This window comes from Nocardioides sp. LHG3406-4 (genome assembly GCF_049897745.1).
Classification (GTDB): domain Bacteria; phylum Actinomycetota; class Actinomycetes; order Propionibacteriales; family Nocardioidaceae; genus Nocardioides.
The window spans coordinates 69469-88121 of record NZ_JAFCWV010000008.1 but is presented as its reverse complement, the minus strand read 5'-3'; the positions used below and the strand labels follow the sequence as shown (position 1 = coordinate 88121).

The following is an 18653-nucleotide window of genomic DNA, read 5'->3' as shown; positions in this document are numbered from 1 at the left end:
ACCCGGCGCCCCGCCGCCGGTTGAGGTGCGAGGAACGCAGCCCCCGCCGCTGGTTGAGGCGCGAGGAGCGCTAGCGACGAGCCTCGAAACCGAGGCGCATGGGGCCCAAGGCGGAGAGCCCCTTGGTTTCGAGGCTCGCTGCGCTCGCACCTCGACCGGCGAGAGCCATGACACCAAGGCCCTTACCCCCGCATCCGCGCCAGCCGCTCGGTGAGCAGGCCAACCCGGTGGGCGTTGCCGTGCAGGGCGATGTAGGACTCGCCGTACGCCGAGAGCAGGACGTCGTCGAGACGGCGTACGGCGCCCGTGCGGTGGCGGTAGCCGAGCTGGATGTCGATGGCGGCCGTGTCGACCGGGCGCACCACCTCGGCGAGCTCGGCCAGCGAGGTGATCCCGAGCTCGAGGAGCAACCCGCTGATCCAGGCGTAGTGGTCGGTGCGCGACCAGGAGGCGTCGGCGTACTGCCCGGCGAGGAACGCGGCGAGCTCCTGGGCGGTGATGCGCGGGTCGTCGTCGTCCGCGCCGGACTCCGTGCTCGCCCCGGCCTGCAGGCGGTCCCGGATCGTGGAGAACTCCCGGTCGGCGAGCTCGAGGAGCCCGGCGGCCAGGGTGAAGCGCCGGTCGAAGTCGGCCCGGTCGGCCTCGGGGATGGTGCCCTTGTAGCGGATGTCGTGCTCGAACTCGGCCCAGGCGTGCTGGAGCACGGTGCGGATCTGCACCTGCACGGTTCGGCCCTCCAGCAGCGGGTAGGCCGGGTGCTGGTCGGGGCCGGCCTCGATCTGGAGGTGCCGGCTGGCGTAGCCGAAGCGACCCTCGCTGGCGGTCTCGAGTCCCATGTCTCGGTCCTCGCGCACGCTCACCTCGTCGGCGAGCAGGCCGACGACCGCCTCCACGTCGCTGTGCACGTAGGTGATCACCCGCACGCCCACCAGGTCACCGATGTCGGAGAGCGGATCGAGGAAGGCCGGCTTGCCGTCGACGGTGCGGCTGGCCTTGGCGGCGAAGGACGCGACGGTCTTGGCCCGGCCGGTGACGCTGAGGTAGTTGATGCCGGCCTCGTCGAGCACCGTCGTGACCAGCTCGACGGCCTGCACCGCCGCGTCCCGGAGCCCGGGCTGCATCTGCGCGTAGGCGCTGACGGCTGCCGTCACCGGGTCCCGGTCGGCGGCCGGCAGCCGCACCGGCCGCTTGGCCGGCCGGTGCCCCGCGGGCAGGGACGGCGTGACGATGTAGCCGGTCAGCCCGTCGCCGTAGGTGGTGGTGCGTCCGGGGTGGGCGACGGCGTACGCCGCGACGTAGGCGCAGACCACGGCGTCGATCTGGTCCTCGACGACCCGCAGCTCGCTCTTGCGGGTGGCCTCACCGGCCGCGGCCACCAGCGCTCGCCAGCCGTCGTGGTCGCTGAGGTGCAGCGGCGGGTCGGCCGTGGCCAGGCTCTCGAGCAGCCGGATCAGGATGAGCAGCTCCGACTGCAGGTCGGCGAGGCTGCGGCCCGGCCGCTGCTTGTACTTGAGGGTGCGGCCGAGCTCGAAGAGCGCGACCGTCGCCGGGTGCGGGTAGACCTCGATCGCGCGCCGCGTCGAGCGCGACTCGGGGTCGATGTCCAGGCCGAGCAGGGTGGCGACCCGCGCCCCGCGCGGCTCCGTGGCGAACTCCGGCTTCCCGGTGTTGGACGGGTGGGCGCCGGCATCGAAGCGGGCGAAGTCGCTGTTGAGCTGTGCCTCCGCGGGCCGGTTCCCGGTCGGGTTGACGACGATCAGCGGTGCGTCGATCGCGACCAGGCACTCGCCCGTGGCGTACGACGCGAGCCCGGCCACGATCTCCTCGTCGGTGCGCACCAGGTCGATGTGGACCAGGTGCCCGCGCGCGTCGACGACGGCGAGGCCGGAGGGCTTCTTCTCTCCCCAGGCGAGGTCCAGTCCGACGAAGTACATGCGCGCAGCCTCCCACGCCCGTCCCCCTGGTTGAGGTGCGAGCGCAGCGAGCCAGGTCCCGCTGGTTGAGGTGCGAGCGCAGCGAGCCTCGAAACCACGGGAGCGATCCAGCCGCCGTACCATCGGCCGGTGATCCATGACGACCGCATCGACCCGGCGGACCTCTCCACGACGGTCCGGGTGCTGGGGATGCTCCACGAGCTCCCCTCCGACCACCCCGACATCGTCACCGTCAAGCACGCGGCGTCGCACATGTACAAGGCCCTCAAGAGGGAGCGGCGCACCCGCAAGCGCGAGGCCGAGCTCGCCCACGACCGGGCCGTCACCGCGCTGACCGCCACCGGCTCGCCGATCCGCATCGACGACGAGACGGCCGGCATCCCGCTGCTGTCCACCGCCGCCGGCGCGTTCGCCGGCGAGCTCATCAACCCGCGGGGCTGCTACATCTGCAAGAACGACTTCACCCTCGTCGACGCGTTCTACCACTGGCTCTGCCCCGAGTGCGCCGCCATGTCGCACGCCAAGCGCGACCAGCGCACCGACCTGACCGGCCGGCGCGCCCTCCTGACCGGTGGCCGCGCAAAGATCGGCATGTACATCGCCCTCCGCCTGCTCCGCGACGGCGCGCACACGACGATCACGACGCGCTTCCCCAAGGACGCCGTACGCCGCTTCTCATCGCTGCCCGACAGCACCGAGTGGCTGCACCGGCTCAAGGTCGTGGGCATCGACCTGCGCGACCCCACCCAGGTCGTCTCGCTCGCCGACGAGGTCGCCGGCGCCGGGCCGCTGGACATCCTGATCAACAACGCCTGCCAGACCGTGCGTCGTACGCCGGGTGCCTACGCGCCGCTCGTCGACGCGGAGCGCACCGCGCTGCCCGAGGGGATCGACCTGCCGGAGATGGTGAGCTTCGACCGGATCTCCGAGGCGCACCCGGCGTCGATCGCGGGCGCCCTGGCGGCGGAGCCGGTGGCCCACCACGAGGGCGAGTCGCTCGAGCACGCGCGGGCCGCGCACTCGGCCGCCGCGATGACCGCGCTCGCGCTCAAGGCCGGCCACGCCTCGCTCGACGCGCACCTGGCCGGCACGGCCGTCGACGCCGGCGGCCTGCTGCCGGACCTGCAGACCAACAACTCGTGGACGCAGACCGTCGACGAGGTCGACCCGCTGGAGCTGCTCGAGGTGCAGCTGTGCAACTCGATCGCGCCGTTCCTGCTGATCTCCCGCCTGCGCCCAGCGATGGCCGCCGCGGCCGCCGAGCGCAAGTACGTCGTCAACGTCTCCGCGATGGAGGGGCAGTTCTCCCGCCGCTACAAGGGCGCCGGGCACCCGCACACCAACATGGCCAAGGCCGCGCTCAACATGCTGACCCGCACCTCGGCGCAGGAGATGTTCGAGACCGACCGGATCCTGATGACCGCCGTCGACACCGGCTGGATCACCGACGAGCGACCCCACCAGGAGAAGCTGCGGATCGCCGCCGAGGGCTGGCACGCTCCCCTCGACCTGGTCGACGGCGCAGCCCGGGTCTACGACCCGATCGTCCTGGGCGAGCAGGGCGAGGACCTCTACGGCTGCTTCGTGAAGGACTACCGCCCCAGCCCCTGGTGAGCCCAGGAGCTGGGGCAGGGGCCTAGGACACGACCTTGCGGTCGCGCAGCGACGCGATCTCCTCGGCGGAGTAGCCCAGCTCGTCCAGGACCTGGTCGGTGTGCTGCCCCAGCAGCGGCGGAGAGCTGAAGGGGCGCTGGTCGGCCGAGGCCTCCGAGAGCCGCAGCGGGGACTCCACCAGGCTGAGTCGGCCGAGCGTGGGGTGGTCGACCTCGCGGAAGATCCCGTTGTGCACCGCCTGCGGGTGGGTCGGGAACTGGTCGTAGTCGAGCACCGGCGCGCACAGCACGTCCTGCTCGTCGAGCCGGGTGACCGCCTCGTCGGTGGTGAGCTTGGCGAAGCCCACCTCGAGCAGCGGCCAGAGCTCGTCCTTGCGGGCGAGCTGCTGCTCCAAGGTGGCGAACCGCGGGTCCTGGCTGAGGTCGTCGATCCCGAGGCCCTGGCAGATGTGCCGCAGCGGGTCCGGCTTGAACATGCCCACGACCGCGATCCACCCGTCGCTGGTGGCGAAGACGCCGGCGAGGTTCTGGGTCTCCCAGTTGACCTCGAACCGGTGCAGCCGCCACTGGACGTACTCCTGCAGCTGGATGTAGCTGATCGTGTCGAGCAGCGACACGTCCACGCGCTGCCCCCGGCCGCTGCGCTCGCGCTCCAGCAGCGCCAGCAGCACGCCCTGCACCAGCGACATGCCGGCGCCGTAGTCGGCGACGGGCAGCGGGTACAGGCGGGGCCGGCCGTCGTCGCCGCGGGCGTGGTACGCCGCCCCCGACATCGCCTGCGCCAGCAGGTCCTGGCCGCCCTTGTGCGCGAGCGGTCCGGTGCGGCCGAAGCCGGTGCCGGCGGCGTACACGAGCCGCGGGTAGCGCTCGGCCAGGGCGTCGTAGCCGAACCCGAGCCGGTCCATGACGCCCGGGCGGAAGTTCTCCACCAGCACGTCGGTGGTCTCCAGCGCCCGGTGCAGCACGTCGGCCGCCACGGGGGACTTCAGGTCCAGCGTGAGCGAGCGCTTGTTGCGGTTGAGGCTCAGGAAGTAGGCGCTGTCGTCGATGGAGGTGGCCTGGACGTCCGTGGAGCGGGTGAGGTCGCCGACGCCCGGTCGCTCCACCTTGATCACGTCGGCGCCGTAGTCGGCGAGCACCTGCGTGGCGATCGGCCCGAACTGCACTTGGGTGAAGTCGAGGATGCGGACACCCGCGAGGGGCAGGGAGCGGGTCATGGGGAGGTCCTCTCGTCGGGGTTCTCGGGCAGGAACCACACGGTGTGGGTGCCGACGGTCACCAGGTCGCCGTGCTGGTTGTGCACCTCCACCTCGGAGGTGACCTTGCCGCTGGCCGCGTCGACCTGGGCCGGGCGGTAGTGAACCGTGACCGTGTCGTCCAGGAAGGTCGGCGCCAGATAGCGGACCCGGTCGTGGCCGTAGGCGACGGCGAAGCCGCCGGTCTCCTCGATCAGGCGCGTGGAAGCGGTGGAGACCAGGGCGAGGAGGAACGCGCCGTGGACCAGGCGGCCGCCGAACCTGGTGCCGGCCATGTACGCCGCGTCGGTGTGCACCCGGTTGCGGTCGCCGCTGAGCTCGGCGAAGGCGAGCACGTCGGCCTCCGTCACCGTCCGGCGCACGGAGACGCCGTCGGCGGGCAGCCGGACGTCGAGCGGGGGCAGCTCAGACATCGCCGGCCTCCACCCGCCCGGTGAGCACCATCAGGCACTCGAGGAGGTAGTAGTCCCCGAAGATCAGCTCGGCGTCGGTGACCGCGTCCTGGGGCCGGGCGTCGGAACGCTTGGTGAAGCACCCGTGGACGAGCATGCCTGGCGGCCGGGTCTCGTCGGATCCCAGCGGGGTCAGGTGGTCGCTGACCAGCGACCCGACGGCGCGCTCCGCTGCGCTGCGGTAGCGCTCGGCCCGGTCGGCGTCCGGCTCGCGGAGCGCGAGCTTGAGGAGCCCCGCGGCGACGATGCCGGTGGCCGCGGTGTCCCGCGCCGTGTCGGGGATGGCCGGGTCGTCGAAGTCCCAGTAGGAGACCCCGTCGGCCGGCACGTTCGCCAGCCACCAGTCCGAGACACGTCTGGCCTGGTCGAGCAGGTCGGTCTCCTCCGGGCACTCCAGGGCCGCCATGGCGGTGTAGAGGATGCCCCAGGCCTGGGCGCGCGCCCAGGTGCTGTCGTCGGAGTAGCCCTTGTGGGTGAAGGTCCGTACGACGCGGCCGGTCTCGGGGTCCAGCGAGGACGACTGGACGATGGAGCCGTCCGGACGGACGTGGTTGGCCAGCACCCGACGGGTGTGCGCCAGCGCTACCTCGCGCAGCCGGTCCCCGCCGTCCGCACGCGCCGCCCACAGCAGCAGCGGCGTGGCCTGCAGGGAGTCGATGCTGCTGTCGGTGGCCCCGACGTCGCTGTGCTCCTGGGCCTCGTTCCCGAGCGGGATGAGGCCGAGCCGCTCGTCGTACATGCCGGCCAGGTGGACCGCGGTGCGGGTGCCCAGCCGTCCGGCGGCCTCGTCGTCGGCGATGAGCGCGCCGAGCGAGGCGCCGTAGTAGAAGGTGAAGCCCTTGAAGGCCGTGTCGGCCTCGGCGCGCGGCGTTAGCCGCTCGCTCCACGCGGACGCGGCCCGCGCCAGGGCGGGGTCGTCCGCAGCGCGGGCGGCGAGCCACAGCAGTCCCGGCCACGCCCCGTTGGTCCAGTCGCCGGTGTAGGTCGTCCGCCAGGCGCCGGTCTGGGGGTCCGCCCAGTGCGGGAACGCGTCGTCGGTGAGCTCGGCGGAAATGCGCCGGACCCTGTCGACGACCCGCTCCAGCGCTTCGTCGAGGGCGGGATCGTGGGACGTCATTCGGTCTCCTTCGTGCGGGGTTCGGTGCCCGGGTGGGCAGGGGATCCAGATGCTTCGGGGGGTTCGTGGGGTCTGGAGGCTTCGGGCGGGGTGGTCCGGAAGGAGTCGGCCCAGCGGGGCGCGAGCTCCTCGGCGAGGTCGGCGGCCAGCTCGCTGCGGCGGACCTTGCCGGTGCGGGTCATCGGGAGCTCCGTCCCGAAGACCACCACCTTGGGGCAGTGCGCGCGGTCGAGCCGCGCCTCGCACCAAGCCAGGATCTCGTGCTCCTCGACGTGCCCGCGGGGGACCACGAAGACCGCGACCTCCTCGCCGTACCAGCGGTTCGGGAAGGCGAAGGCCGCGGCGTGCTGCACGTGGGGGTGGCTCTCCACGACCTCGTCGATGACGTGGGGTACGACGGTGAGCCCTCCTCGCTGGATGCTCTCGCGCAGCCGGCCGTCCACGAAGAGCCACCGACGCCCGTCGGGGCCGAGCTCCCAGTGACCGCGGTCGCCGGTGTGGAACCAGCCGCCGGCGAAGGCCTGCGCATTGGCGTCGGGGTCGCCGGCGTACTCCTGCAGCAGCATCGCGCCGCGCGCCACGATCTCGCCGGTGCGCCCCGGTCGACAGGGCTCGCCGGCCGGGTCGTGCACGTCGACGGACGCGTGCGGGATCTCCGACCCCACCGACGCGCGCAGCTCGTCGGGCAGGCCGCCGAGCCCGACGCGGGGCGTCACGGTGAGCACCGCGGTGGTCTCGGAGAGGCCGTAGAGCTGGCGGACCGGGACCGCGAACCGCTGCTCGAACGCCTCCGCGGTCGCGGGCCGCAGCGGCCCGCTGCCGGACACCACCTCCTCGAGGCGGTGCCCCGGCTCGCCGCCCTCGGCGAGCAGGAACTCCAGCACCGTCGGCACCAGGCTGCTGGTGGTGGCACGGGTCTGGTCCACGACCGACCAGAACCGCCGGCTGCGGAAGCGCTCCCACAGCACTGTCGAGCCGCCGGCGTACCACGGCATGAAGCTGTTGATGAGCAGCCCGTTGACGTGCTGGATCGGCAGGACGGTGAGCACCCGGGTGTCCGGACCCCACCCCAGGGCCTCCTGCATGGCCGCGCAGTTGACCAGGATGCTGCGCATCGTGAGCACCACGCTCTTCGGGCCGCCGGTCGTCCCGCTCGTGCGCACCCGCAGCGCCGGGACGTCGAGGGTCCCGGGCCGGGACACCCCGGCGCCGGGTGCGCGCGTCTCCTGGTGGGGGGCATCCAGGAGATCGGCGATCCGCACGGCGACGACGCCGGGGTGCTGCTCGGTGCGCCGGGACAGCATGGGGTCGGCGTCCACGCCGACGAGCCGCGCGCCGCACTCACGCAAGGCGTGCGCGTGCCGCTCGTCGGACTCCGTGGGGTCCAGGGGCACCACGCAGGCGCCGACCAGCCAGGCACCGAACGCGAACGCGAGCCCCTCGGGGGTGTTCCCCGCCAGGGTGGCGAGGTGGTCCCCGGGCCCGAGTCCGTGCTCGGCGACCAGCCGATCGGCGACCCGCGTCACCAGGTCCTGCCACTGCGCCACGGTCCACTGCCTCCCGGGACGTCCCTCCTCGTCGACGGTCACGAGGTAGGGACGGCCGGCGTCCTGCCGCTGCTGGAGGAAGTCCCCAAAGTCGGTCCACGGCGGCCGGTACGCGTCGACGTCCCGGCGCGCCAGGGCCGCGGGCCGGGCGGTGGCGCCCATAGCTCCTCCCATCACGACGGCGGCTTCGTGTGGTGCGTGGCGAGCGCGGCGGCGCCTCCAGGGGCGCCGCCGCAGCCTGCTACCGGACAAGCTCGCGCTGCAGGTCGTCCGCCACCACGACGACATCGGTCTCCCCAGTGTTGTCCCTGATCTTCAGGGTCGCCACCAGGGTGATCAGGCAGAGGGTCATCATGTAGGCGACGATCCACCAGAGGCTGATGGGGAGCAGCGCCACCGCGATGAGGGGCGCCAGGCCACCCCACAGCGGGGACGCGAACTGGTAGCCCATGCTGGCGCCGCTGTAGCGCAGACCGGTGGGGAACGCCTCGGCGATGAGCGCCGGCTGGGGGCCGTACTGCACCGTCCACGGGACCAGGGAGAGCACCACCGTGATGGCGACGAGGGTGGGGTTGCCGGTGTCCAGCAGGAGGAAGTACGGCGCGATGAAGCACAGCTGGAGGACCGTCCCGATGGTGTAGGTGCGGCGCCGGCCGATCCGGTCGGAGAGCCACCCGAAGAAGGGGACCGTGAACAGCGCGACCGCCGCGGCGCCCAGCACGCAGTTGAGCAGGAAGCCCCGCGAGAAGCCGAGGTGGTCGGTGCCGTAGACGAGCACGAACGACGCGAAGATGTAGTAGGGCGCGTTCTCGCCGGCGCGGATGAAGATCACCATCAGGATGTCGCGCCAGTTGCCGCGCAGCGCGTCGAGCACCGGCCGCTTGGCGACCCCGCGAGCGGCCTTGGCAGCCTCGAAGGCCGGTGACTCCGCGACGTTGGTCCGCATGTAGAGGCCGACGCCCACCAGGACGATCGAGAGCCAGAACGGGATGCGCCAGGCCGCGCCGAAGCCCGAGTCGGTGAACGCGTCGCCGGCCATCGCCGAGACGAGGTCGATGACGCCGGTCGAGATGAGCAGCGCCAGGGGGACGCCGAATCCGGGCCAGCTCGCGTAGAAGCCGCGCTTGCTGCGCGGAGCGTTCTCCATGGCCATCAGCACGGCACCGCCCCACTCGCCGCCGACGCCGATGCCCTGGAGGATCCGCAGCGCGACGAGCAGGATGGGCGCCCAGATGCCGATCTGGTCGTAGCCCGGCAGGAAGCCGATGGCCACTGTCCCGATGCCCATGATCAGCAGCGTGCTGATCAGGGCCACCTTGCGGCCCATCCGGTCGCCGAGGTGCCCGAAGACGACGCCCCCGAGCGGCCGGGCGGCGAACCCGACGGCGTACGTGCCGAACGACGCCAGCACGCCGACGTGGGCGCTGGAGTCGGGGAAGAACACGTCGGGGAAGACCAGCGCCGCACAGGTGGCGTAGATGTAGAAGTCGTACCACTCGATGGTGGTGCCGACGGTCGCGGTCAGCAGGGTGCGTCTGATCCGGCGCTTGTCGGTCACCGGTGCACTGGTCGCTGCAGAGGTCATGCTCGCTCCAAGGTGTTGGTCGGGGGAGTGTCTTCCGGGGCCGAGGCGCCGAGCCGGTCGGATCCGGGAGCTTCGGGGGTGGCGTCGGTCGTGCCGGCCAGCGCGAGCCGCCGTACGGCCGGCAGCGCGGTGTTGCCCTGCGGCGACATCGACTCCGCCAGGCCCTCCCTCTCGAGGAGGTCCAGGCACAGGCGGGCGCGGCGGACCCGCTCGCGGGCCAGGCCGAGCACCAGCGGCATGAGGTGCTCGCCCGCGGGGTAGATGGGCGGCGCGTTCCGGACACCGAACTTGAGGTAGACCGGCGCGACGTGACGCACGATGTCGGGGGCGTCGTGGTGTCGCACGAAGCCGCCGACGTCGTCGGGGCTCTCGACGTACACGTCGAGCGCGGCGGTCCCGGCCGCCCGGATCTCCGCCATCTGCTCGATGGTGAGGTCGCCGACGATGTTCACCGAGTCGGCCCCCAGGCCCTCGAGCACCCGGAACGCCGCGGGGTTCGAGGGGCCGGCGAGGGCGGAGACCTTCAGGGTCAGGTGCGACGGGAGGTGGCCGGCCTCACGGAGCTGGTGGAGGGCCCACAGAGTCCCCTCGTCGCCCACCAGCAGGCAGGTCACCCCGAGCTCGACCGCCCGCTGGGCGTCGTCGATGGAGTGCCACAGCTGCCTCGAGCCTCGGGCCCGGATGCCGCCGCCGCCGGACGGCGACTGGGTCCCTGCGCCGATGTCCCAGGTGCCGCGCGGCCCGAGGAACAGGCACAGCTCGACCCGCTCCTCGGCGCACTGGTCGACCATGGCGGTGATCTCGGTGTCGGAGAGCATCATCACGCCGCTGCCCTGGCTGACGCGGTGCACGGGCACGTCGAGGTCGTGGGCGGCCTTGAACACCGCCATCAGCGCCTCGGGTCCCTCCACGGAGGGGATCTCGACGCGGAACGCACCGCCGTCGGGGAACCGCTGGGGGGCGGCTGCCACGTGGGGCTGTGCCGGCGAGGGCAGTCCGAAGGCCGACAGGTAGCGGGTGAGCATCGTGTGGGTTTCTCCGTTCGTGTTCGAGATTTCGAACGTGTTCCGTAATCTCGAACTCATCATGAAGACGGTGTACGGTCTTCGTCAAGAGTCCAGCCCGAATTCACCCACGAGTCACCGCACAGACCCTGGCTGGCTCCGCTCAATCGCGGAACATGGTTCGAAATCACGAACACGGGAGAATGTTGTGGTCAGTCGCTCAGTCCCCGCGGTGACGCGGGCCCTCGACATCCTCGAGATCTTTCTCGAGGAGAACGAGCTCAGCGCCATGGACGTCGTGCGCCGCCTCGAGCTGCCGCGCACCACCGTGCACGAGCTCCTCGGCACCCTCGTGGCGCGTGGCTACCTCAACCCGTCCCCACACGGCAACGGCCGCTACCGGCTGGGCATCCGCACCTTCCAGCTCGGGTCCATGTACCGCGAGCGCCTCGACCTGGCCCGCGAAGGCCACTACGTGGCAGCCGAGGTGAGCGCGCGCTGCGAGGAGACCGTCCACCTCGCGGTCATCGACGGCCGCGAGGTCACCTACATCGCCAAGGTCGACAGTCCGCACCCCGTGCGGATGGTCTCCGAGGTGGGCCGTCGCGTCCCGGCCCACTGCACGGCCGTCGGCAAGGCGCTTTTGGCCGGCCTGACCGACGATCAGCTCGACGGCCTCTACCAGGGTATCGGCTCGCTGCCCGCGCTCACGCCGAACAGCATCACGTCGTTCTCGCAGCTGCGCCGCGAGATCGAGGGCGTACGACGCGCCGGCGTGGCCCTGGAGATCAGCGAGTCCAACCAGTCCGTGGCGTGCGTGGGCGCCCCGGTCTACGACCACACCGGCACGGTGATCGCCGCCATGAGCATCTCCGTGCCCCTGCTCCGCTGGAGCGACGACGTGCAGGCGTCGACCTGCGAGCTCGTGAAGGAGGGGGCGCGCAACCTCTCCGAGACCATGGGGTTCCGGTCGTCCTTGCGGACCCCCTCCGAACTGCACACCACCGACACTCCCGACATCACCGACCAGGCAGGGATCCGATGACCGCACAGACCGACCATGCAACGCACCAGCAGGTGGAGCTCACCGGCGCACAGCTCATCGGCACCGACGACGTGCGAGGGCGCGAGGGCGAGCTCCACGCCGTCGACCCGAGCACCGGCAAGACGCTCGAGCCGTCGTACGGCATGGGCAGCACCGAGGACGTCGCGCGCGCCGCGATCCTCGCGGACAAGGCCTTCGCGGCCTACCGGGCGACCGATCCGGAGACCAGGGCGCGATTCCTCGAGACCATCGCCGACAACATCGAGGCGATCGGCGACCAGCTCATCGAACGCGTGCAGGCCGAGACCGGGATCCCCGCCGCCCGGGTGACCGGGGAGCGGGCCCGCACGACCGGACAGCTGCGGCTGTTCGCGAAGGTGCTCCGCGAGGGCGAGTGGCTGGGCGCCCGGGTCGAGGAGGCGCTGCCCGACCGCTCGCCGATGCCCCGCCCCGATCTCCGTCAGCGGCAGGTCCCGCTCGGTCCGGTCGCGGTCTTCGGCGCCAGCAACTTCCCGCTGGCCTTCTCGGTCGCCGGCGGTGACACCGCGTCGGCGCTGGCGGCCGGCGCACCGGTCGTCGTCAAGGCGCACGAGGCGCACCCCGGCACCTCGGAGCTGGTCGGCCGCGCCATCCGCGACGCCGTCGCCACGTGCGGACTGCCCGAGGGCACCTTCTCGATGGTCTACGGCGCCGGACCCGTGGTCGGGACCGCCCTGGTCACCGACCCCCGCATCAAGGCCGTCGGGTTCACCGGCTCGCGCGGCGCCGGGCTCGCCATCGCGCGGGCCGCCGCGGCGCGTCCGGAGCCGATCCCTGTCTACGCCGAGATGTCCAGCGTGAACCCGGTCTTCGTGCTCCCCGCGGCGCTGGCCGGCCGGGCCGAGGAGCTGGGCGCCGCCTACATCGCGTCGGTCACCACGGGAGTCGGGCAGCTGTGCACGAGCCCCGGCCTGGTGTTCGTCCTGGACGGCGAGGGCGCCGACGACTTCGTCGCAGCGGCCGCGCGAGCGGTGCAGGCGTCCACCACGGCACCCATGCTCGGCGAGCGGATCCAGCAGTCCTTCGAGGAGGGCGTGCAGCGCGTCGTACGCCGTCCCGGGGTCAACCTGGTGGCCGCCGGAGCCCCCGATGCCGGGCTGGCGTTCCCGGGCTGCGCCCGTCTGATGGAGACCACCGCCACGGCGTTCCTCGACGACGAGACCCTGCGCGAGGAGGTCTTCGGCGCGGCCTCGATCCTGGTCCGGGCCCGCGACCTGGCGCAGCTGCAGTCGGTCATCGCGTCCATGGAGGGCCAGCTGACCGCCACCATCCATGCCGACGAGGCCGACCTCGAGCTGGCCGGCGAGCTCGTGCCGCTGCTCGAGCTCAAGGTCGGGCGCATCGTCATGAACGGCTGGCCGACCGGCGTCGAGGTCGGTGACGCGATGGTCCACGGCGGTCCCTTCCCGGCGACCTCCGACGCGCGCACCACCTCGGTGGGCACCCGCGCCATCGAGCGGTTCCTGCGCCCGGTCGCCTACCAGGGTTTCCCGCCCGCCCTCCTGCCGCCGGGCATCGACGTCGCCAACGCCTGGAGCGTGCCTCGACGGCTCAACGGCCAGGCGGCCCGCGGCTGACGGGGACTGCTGCTACTCCGGGTGGGCGCGGTGCGTCGTACCGAAGCGGCGCTGGTAGGCCGCCGGCGACATCGACATCTCCCTGGCGAAGACCCGGCGCAGGCTCTCGTAGCTGGGGAAGCCCGCGAGGGCTGCCGCTCGGGTGGCGGTGTGCCCCTGGTCGAGCACGGCCTTGGCCAGGTCGAGCCGGATCGACTCGACGTACCTGGCCGGAGTGGTGGAGAGCTCGTCGTGGAAGAGCCGCGTCAGGTGGCGTGGGCTCAGGTTGAGGTGCTTGGCCAGCTCGGCGACGGAGTAGTCGCCGGCTGGCTCCGCCGTCACCAGGTCGGCGACCCGGCGCAGCGCCGGCGTGCGGGGCGGCTGACCCTGGAGCGGGGCGGAGAACTGCGACTGCCCGCCGGCGCGCTGCATGTAGACCACCATGAGGCGGGCGACCTGGCGGGTGAGGTCGGGCCCGTGGTCCTCCTCGACCAGGGCGAGCGCCAGGTCGATCCCGGCGCTCACGCCCGCGGAGCTGTAGGTCCTGCCGTCCCGGACGTGGATCGCGTCGGGCTCGACGGCGGTGGTGCGGTGCCGGGCGGCGAGCTCGTGGGCGACCTTCCAGTGCGTGGTCGCGCGCTTGCCGTCCAGGAGGCCGGCCGCGCCCAGGATGAAGGCGCCGGTGCAGATGGACCCGACCCGACCGGCGTGCTCGGCCAGGTCTCGTGCTGCCTGCACCAGGTCAGCAGGTACGGCGGCGCGCGGGTAGATGTCGCCGCCGGACACCAGGAAGGTGTCGGGATCCCCGGCCGAGGCGGCGTCGCCCTGCACCGACATCGTGATGCCGGTGGTCGACGTGACGTCCTCCCCCGTCGGGGAGACGAGCATGATCCGGTAGTCGGCCCCCAGCCGGTTCGCCTCGGCGAACACCTCGGCGGGGCCGGCGACGTCCAGGAGCTTGACCCCGTCGTACACCAGGATCACGACGCGGTGCGCCCCGCTGGTGCGCGCGGTCATCGGGTGTCCGGATCCGAGTGATTCATGGCCGGACCGAGGGGGCGGTGAGCCCCGGGTACACGGCATCGTGGGTGTCGTACACACCAACGACAGAAAGTTCGGAGCCCATGACCGACATCGTCGCAGGCGTGGAGGTCCCGGACACCCAGGCGGTCGCCGAGGCCACCCGCCTCGCCCGGGAGACCACCAGCCCACTCATCTTCCACCACTCTCGCCGAGTGTTCTTCTTCTCCTCGATTCTGGCCCGCGGCCGCGGGCTCGAGCCAGACCCGGAGCTGCTCTACCTGTCCGCGATCTTCCACGACGCCGGCCTGCTGAGGCCGTACGGCCAGACACAGCAGCGGTTCGAGCTCGACGGAGCCGACCACGCGCTCGCGTTCCTCCAGGAGCGGGCCTTCCCCGAGGACGCCGCCCAGGTGGTCTGGACGGCGATCGCGCTGCACACCACCCCAGGCATCCCGATGAGGCTGGGCCCCGAGGTGGCCGCGACGAACCTCGGCGTCGTCGCCGACGCCGTCGGCATCGGGCTGGACGAGGTGCACCCCGACCAGGTGGCCGAGGTGGTCGCCTCCGAGCCACGCGAGGACTTCGAGGACGGCTTCCTCCAGGCCTTCGTCGAGGGGCTCAAGGACCGGCCGGACACGACGTACGGCACTGTGAACGCCGACGTGCTCGAGCGCTTCGTCCCCGACTTCCGGCGTACCAACATGGTCGACCGCATCCTGCACTCGCCCTGGGCGAAGTGACCTCAGACCACACACCGCACAACAACTAGGAGAACAACGTGACCACCGTGAACCTCGGCAAGCAGCACGCCGCCGCCTACCAGCGCCTGACCGACCTGAGCGCGGAGGCGGCTACGGCGATGGAGAAGGCCGGCCTCAGCGCCGGCCTGACCGAGCTGATCAGGATCCGCGTCTCGCAGCTCAACGGCTGCGCGTTCTGCCTGCGCATGCACACCCGCGACGCGCTGGCCAAGGGCGAGACCCCCGACCGGGTCGCCGTCCTCGCCGCCTGGTGGGAGTCGCAGTACTTCACCGACCAGGAGCGCGCAGCACTCGCCGTCGCCGAGCGCGTCAACGACATCGCCCTCACGCCGCGTCATCCCGAGGACGAGTCCGCGCTCACCGACGAGCAGGTCTCAGCCGTCAGCTGGCTCGCCATCGTCATGGGCGCGTGGAACCGGGTCGCCATCACCAGCCACTACCCCGTCGCACCGTAGGTCGTCTGCCTCGGGTGCGCGCGGCTGAGCCGTCCCTGACCTCGACTCCCCCGCTAGGGTCACTGGCCTGACGCACTCGAGGCAGGGAGGGACCGATGCTCCGCCTGCCCGAGGCCGACGCTCCGCCGGCCCCTCGGGTCGGTGGCCTCCTCGCGGCGTACGTCGTCGTACACGCCATCCTGATCCTGCACGGGCTGGGACTGACGCTCGCCGCGCTCATCGTCAACGCGCACCCGTCGCTCGGCGGCCTCGATGAGCCGAAGCCGTGGAGCCACATCGCCTTCTACGTCGCCACCAATGTCGTCCTGGCGGTCTACAGCGCGGTGCTGATCCGGCTGATCCTCGCCAGGCGGAGGTCCGCGATCGTCCACAACGGCATCTGGGCGATCCTGACGGTCGTCTTCCTGGTGACCTGGCACGTGCTCGGGATGAAGTCGCAGATCGGCGTCGTCGTCGACTCGCTGCCGGGGCTGGTCGGGACGCTCTACCTGGCGCGCTCGAGCAGGGTGAAGAAGACGCTTGTCACCAGGCGCGTCAGCTGATCGAGTCGCGGCTCTCGGCACGCGGGTGACCTGGATCACACGGCAGCGCCGCGAGGATTGGAATGGCGCAGATACTTAGCCTGTTGCGAATGATTGGTAGATCGCTAACTAATCAAGGAGCAACCATGAGCAACCTGCTGCACATCGACGCGAGCATCCAGGGCGACAGCTCGGTGAGCCGGCGCCTGACGGCCCGCGCGGTCGCCGCCTGGCAGGCAGCCAACCCGGATTCGACGGTGACCTACCGCGACCTCGGCGCTGACCCGGTGCCGCACCTCGACGCCGCTGGGGGGATGGGGCGGCTGGTGCCGTCAGATCAGCGCACGCCCGAGCAGGCGGCATCGTGGGCGCTGACCGAGCGGCTGGTCGGCGAGATTGCTGCGGCCGACACCGTGGTGCTGGGGCTCCCGCTCTACAACTACGGGGCTCCGAGCACCGTGAAGGCCTGGGTGGACCACCTGATCGCGCCGGGCCTCGCCTTCGACCCCGAGACGATGGAGGGGCTCCTGAGCGGCCGTGACTTCGTGGTCATCGCGACCCGCGGTGGCGGGTACGCCGACGATGCGCCGCGCGCCGGCTGGGACCACGCCGAGACCTGGCTCCCCCACGGCGTCGCCCTGCTCGGACTCGAGCCGCGGTTCATCACGGCCGAGCTCACCCTCGCGAAGTCCAACCCCGCCATGGCGCCCCTCATCCCCCAGGCCGACGAGAGCCTCCGCAACGCGGAGGCCGCCATCGACGAGCTGTGGGCCCCGAGCGCGGTGAGCGCCTGACGGCTCCCAAACCGCAGGGGCCAGCGGCGGCCGACGTGCCCACCTGCGCACGGCGGCCGACGCGCCCTGCTCACGTACGATGACCCGCAAATGTCGCGTCAGAGCGTGAGGCCGGAACACAACGTGGACGAGCTGCCCGTGCTGGACCAGCCCGTCCACCGGTCCGGTGCCCTGCTGGACCACCTGGCCCGCCACATCAGGCGCAAGTCCGAGGCCGTCCTCGCACCACTCGGCCTGCGGACCCGACACCTCCTGGCCCTCACCGTCCTGCGCGAGCAGGGCGAGTCGACGCAGCAGTCACTCGCGAACACCCTGGTCCTCGACAGCACCAACGTCGTGGGCCTGCTCAATGACCTCGAGGCCGACGGCCTCATCGAGCGACGCCGCTCCACCGAGGACCGCCGACGACACATCGTGGAACTGACAGACGCAGGCAACCGCCTGCTAGCTCGCGCCGAGTTCGCACTCGCAGCCGTCGAGGACCACGTCTTCAGTGCTCTCAGCGACTCTCAGCGCGACGAGCTTCACGACCTGTTACGGCTCGCGGTCACCGGCACACCCGAGGTCGACTGCGCCCAGGCCCTCGACGACTGACCGGCTGGGGCGCGCTCGGCGGCTGCGGCTGCCAGCACAGCAGACCTCGTTCGAGCAGCTCGGTCGGTGTGCTGATGACCGCGGGCACGAGGGTCAGGGTGAGAGCGGTCGCTGCCGCGTCGATCGGCAGCGGACGCCGCCTCCGCCCTGTCGAACGACCCAAAGCAGTTTCATCTCGGAACGGCCGATAGTCACGCGATGCTCTGCCACCGACTGAGGCCAAGCACCGAGGACCCCGAATGGCTCGTGCTGGCCGAGGAGACAGCACCCATCGCTGTCGTATGTCGATCGCCCCTGCCCCGGGCCAGGCGCGCAGAGACGGGGGTTCGGCCACGGTGCGTCGCGACGTCAGCCCGGCTTGACACGCATCGTGAAGATAGGCGCCCCACTTCGCCCACTAAGACGCACCCGAATCAGGCCCCGATTCCGGAAGGGTCACCGGGCGGGCGTTACGGGACGCGGCACCTTTCAACCGTCCCCCGCGGAATTTCGTGGCCGATAGAGGTTCGCCTTGTGGGACGTGTCGCGCCTGCAGGCGCCGACTAAGCCGGTGGCCGTCGGGTCGTATGCGGAGCGGGTCGAATCACCGCCCATGGGCGTAGACGATCCGCCCTCACATGCCGAGTGTCGGGCGCTCCACCAGGTCTTTGGTGGTGGGTCACGGCGGGCTTCCTTGATTATGGCTGAGCGTTTGGGCAAGATCAGGTCCAGGCGAGTTCCGCGCCTCCCCCCGTCGGTGTTCCCAGCAGGCCGACATCTGGGGCAAAGGGGATAGGTGTCCTCGGTCGATGTCCGCTTCTAATTCCGCATGCGCGCTGGGGCGCAGGTCGGAGTATTGAACGGTCATGACCACGAACAAGCACCTCAAGCGGCGTGCCAGGTCTCTGGCGGCCTCGACCGGCCAGCCCTACGCGACGGCTCTGCGGAGAATCCAATCTCAGCTGGAGGACCGCATGTCATCTGTTCACAACCCGACCCCCGAGACACTCGCGCAGTGCTCGTTCTGCGCCAAGCCCGAGCCCGCCGTCCAACGACTCGTGGCCGGACCGGGCGGGGTGTTCATCTGCGACGAGTGCGTCGAGTCGTCTGCGAAGCTCATCGCCCGGTCCGGCCCGGAAGAGTCCGCACAGAGCCGCGCGGCGTACTTCGACCCCACGATCGAGGTCGCCATGGCGCGCCTCGGTGGGCTCGTCCGGCGTGCGGACCTCATCGAGGACCAGATCGTCGCCGCCGTGAGACGCCTGCGCAAACAAGGCAGCGCCTGGACAGCGATCGCGGCCGCAGCCGGGGTGAGCATCGAGTACCTACAAGAGCGTCTCGATCGGTCGGAACAGCCGAGATCTCACTAAGTCACGGG

The 18653-nt window shown here is 71.5% G+C and carries 17 protein-coding genes; 9 read left to right on the top strand and 8 right to left on the bottom strand.

Features of this window, described 5'->3' with window-relative positions; all coding sequences use genetic code 11:
- Positions 1 to 182: 182 nt before the first annotated feature.
- Positions 183 to 1934 carry a DUF429 domain-containing protein gene (locus ACP7BP_RS21175; RefSeq protein ID WP_426247656.1) on the bottom strand — a complete coding sequence of 584 codons (1752 nt, stop codon included), beginning with the start codon at positions 1932 to 1934 and terminating at the stop codon, positions 183 to 185.
- A gap of 129 nt (positions 1935 to 2063) precedes the next feature.
- Between ACP7BP_RS21175 and ACP7BP_RS21170 the strand changes: the two genes are divergently transcribed.
- The gene (locus ACP7BP_RS21170) at positions 2064 to 3548 is read left to right on the top strand and encodes an SDR family NAD(P)-dependent oxidoreductase (RefSeq protein ID WP_426247654.1); all 1485 of its coding nucleotides are present in this window, start codon (positions 2064 to 2066) and stop codon (positions 3546 to 3548) included.
- Positions 3549 to 3570: 22 nt separating this feature from the next.
- Here the strand turns inward: ACP7BP_RS21170 and ACP7BP_RS21165 are convergent, their stop codons facing one another.
- The 6 genes from ACP7BP_RS21165 to ACP7BP_RS21140 form a co-directional block, all read right to left on the bottom strand.
- Positions 3571 to 4764, bottom strand: coding sequence for a CaiB/BaiF CoA transferase family protein (locus ACP7BP_RS21165; RefSeq protein ID WP_426247652.1), 1194 nt, complete (start codon positions 4762 to 4764; stop codon positions 3571 to 3573).
- Positions 4761 to 5216: a MaoC family dehydratase gene (locus tag ACP7BP_RS21160; protein ID WP_426247650.1), complete on the bottom strand. Its 456-nt coding sequence runs from the start codon at positions 5214 to 5216 to the stop codon at positions 4761 to 4763. Before ACP7BP_RS21160 ends, ACP7BP_RS21165 begins: the two co-directional genes overlap by 4 nt.
- A complete protein-coding gene (locus tag ACP7BP_RS21155; RefSeq protein WP_426247648.1) occupies positions 5209 to 6372 on the bottom strand; it encodes a hypothetical protein in 1164 nt (387 codons plus the stop codon). Before ACP7BP_RS21155 ends, ACP7BP_RS21160 begins: the two co-directional genes overlap by 8 nt.
- Positions 6369 to 8081, bottom strand: a complete 1713-nt coding sequence (locus ACP7BP_RS21150; protein ID WP_426247646.1) for a class I adenylate-forming enzyme family protein — start codon at positions 8079 to 8081, stop codon at positions 6369 to 6371. The genes ACP7BP_RS21155 and ACP7BP_RS21150 overlap by 4 nt, the downstream gene beginning before the upstream one ends.
- A gap of 79 nt (positions 8082 to 8160) precedes the next feature.
- A complete protein-coding gene (locus tag ACP7BP_RS21145) occupies positions 8161 to 9504 on the bottom strand; it encodes an MFS transporter (protein ID WP_426247644.1) in 1344 nt (447 codons plus the stop codon).
- Positions 9501 to 10529 carry a hypothetical protein gene (locus ACP7BP_RS21140; protein ID WP_426247642.1) on the bottom strand — a complete coding sequence of 343 codons (1029 nt, stop codon included), beginning with the start codon at positions 10527 to 10529 and terminating at the stop codon, positions 9501 to 9503. Before ACP7BP_RS21140 ends, ACP7BP_RS21145 begins: the two co-directional genes overlap by 4 nt.
- Positions 10530 to 10740: 211 nt before the next feature.
- Here ACP7BP_RS21140 and ACP7BP_RS21135 point away from each other — a divergent pair, with 211 nt between their 5' ends.
- Together ACP7BP_RS21135 and ACP7BP_RS21130 are read left to right on the top strand one after the other, a co-directional pair.
- A complete protein-coding gene (locus ACP7BP_RS21135; RefSeq protein WP_426247641.1) occupies positions 10741 to 11553 on the top strand; it encodes an IclR family transcriptional regulator in 813 nt (270 codons plus the stop codon).
- Complete coding sequence (locus ACP7BP_RS21130; RefSeq protein ID WP_426247639.1) at positions 11550 to 13169, top strand: aldehyde dehydrogenase (NADP(+)); 1620 nt, start codon at positions 11550 to 11552, stop codon at positions 13167 to 13169. The genes ACP7BP_RS21135 and ACP7BP_RS21130 overlap by 4 nt, the downstream gene beginning before the upstream one ends.
- A 12-nt stretch (positions 13170 to 13181) precedes the next feature.
- Here the strand turns inward: ACP7BP_RS21130 and ACP7BP_RS21125 are convergent, their stop codons facing one another.
- The gene (locus ACP7BP_RS21125; protein WP_426247637.1) at positions 13182 to 14165 is read right to left on the bottom strand and encodes a GlxA family transcriptional regulator; all 984 of its coding nucleotides are present in this window, start codon (positions 14163 to 14165) and stop codon (positions 13182 to 13184) included.
- Between the two features lie 107 nt (positions 14166 to 14272).
- Here ACP7BP_RS21125 and ACP7BP_RS21120 point away from each other — a divergent pair, with 107 nt between their 5' ends.
- The 6 genes from ACP7BP_RS21120 (at position 14273) to ACP7BP_RS21095 (ending at position 18645) form a co-directional block, all read left to right on the top strand.
- Entirely contained in the window at positions 14273 to 14911 is a 639-nt protein-coding gene (locus ACP7BP_RS21120; RefSeq protein WP_426247635.1) for an HD domain-containing protein, read from the top strand.
- A 38-nt stretch (positions 14912 to 14949) separates the two neighbouring features.
- Positions 14950 to 15387 carry a carboxymuconolactone decarboxylase family protein gene (locus tag ACP7BP_RS21115; protein ID WP_426247634.1) on the top strand — a complete coding sequence of 146 codons (438 nt, stop codon included), beginning with the start codon at positions 14950 to 14952 and terminating at the stop codon, positions 15385 to 15387.
- A 95-nt stretch (positions 15388 to 15482) separates the two neighbouring features.
- A complete protein-coding gene (locus tag ACP7BP_RS21110; protein ID WP_426247633.1) occupies positions 15483 to 15929 on the top strand; it encodes a hypothetical protein in 447 nt (148 codons plus the stop codon).
- Between the two features lie 125 nt (positions 15930 to 16054).
- Positions 16055 to 16702, top strand: a complete 648-nt coding sequence (locus ACP7BP_RS21105; protein ID WP_426247631.1) for an FMN-dependent NADH-azoreductase — start codon at positions 16055 to 16057, stop codon at positions 16700 to 16702.
- A gap of 105 nt (positions 16703 to 16807) precedes the next feature.
- Positions 16808 to 17296 (top strand): MarR family winged helix-turn-helix transcriptional regulator, encoded by a 489-nt coding sequence (locus tag ACP7BP_RS21100; RefSeq protein ID WP_426247629.1) that lies wholly within the window; start codon positions 16808 to 16810, stop codon positions 17294 to 17296.
- A gap of 953 nt (positions 17297 to 18249) precedes the next feature.
- Positions 18250 to 18645, top strand: a complete 396-nt coding sequence (locus tag ACP7BP_RS21095; protein ID WP_426247628.1) for a ClpX C4-type zinc finger protein — start codon at positions 18250 to 18252, stop codon at positions 18643 to 18645.
- The last annotated feature ends 8 nt before the right edge of the window (positions 18646 to 18653 follow it).

Coding starts and splice junctions, on each gene's coding strand:
- ACP7BP_RS21175 (WP_426247656.1), bottom strand. CDS start 1,934: ATGTACTTCGTCGGACTGGACCTCGCCTGGGGAGAGAAGAAGCCCTCC.
- ACP7BP_RS21165 (WP_426247652.1), bottom strand. CDS start 4,764: ATGACCCGCTCCCTGCCCCTCGCGGGTGTCCGCATCCTCGACTTCACC.
- ACP7BP_RS21160 (WP_426247650.1), bottom strand. CDS start 5,216: ATGTCTGAGCTGCCCCCGCTCGACGTCCGGCTGCCCGCCGACGGCGTC.
- ACP7BP_RS21155 (WP_426247648.1), bottom strand. CDS start 6,372: ATGACGTCCCACGATCCCGCCCTCGACGAAGCGCTGGAGCGGGTCGTC.
- ACP7BP_RS21150 (WP_426247646.1), bottom strand. CDS start 8,081: ATGGGCGCCACCGCCCGGCCCGCGGCCCTGGCGCGCCGGGACGTCGAC.
- ACP7BP_RS21145 (WP_426247644.1), bottom strand. CDS start 9,504: ATGACCTCTGCAGCGACCAGTGCACCGGTGACCGACAAGCGCCGGATC.
- ACP7BP_RS21140 (WP_426247642.1), bottom strand. CDS start 10,529: ATGCTCACCCGCTACCTGTCGGCCTTCGGACTGCCCTCGCCGGCACAG.
- ACP7BP_RS21130 (WP_426247639.1), top strand. CDS start 11,550: ATGACCGCACAGACCGACCATGCAACGCACCAGCAGGTGGAGCTCACC.
- ACP7BP_RS21125 (WP_426247637.1), bottom strand. CDS start 14,165: ATGACCGCGCGCACCAGCGGGGCGCACCGCGTCGTGATCCTGGTGTAC.
- ACP7BP_RS21120 (WP_426247635.1), top strand. CDS start 14,273: ATGACCGACATCGTCGCAGGCGTGGAGGTCCCGGACACCCAGGCGGTC.
- ACP7BP_RS21110 (WP_426247633.1), top strand. CDS start 15,483: ATGCTCCGCCTGCCCGAGGCCGACGCTCCGCCGGCCCCTCGGGTCGGT.
- ACP7BP_RS21105 (WP_426247631.1), top strand. CDS start 16,055: ATGAGCAACCTGCTGCACATCGACGCGAGCATCCAGGGCGACAGCTCG.
- ACP7BP_RS21095 (WP_426247628.1), top strand. CDS start 18,250: ATGTCATCTGTTCACAACCCGACCCCCGAGACACTCGCGCAGTGCTCG.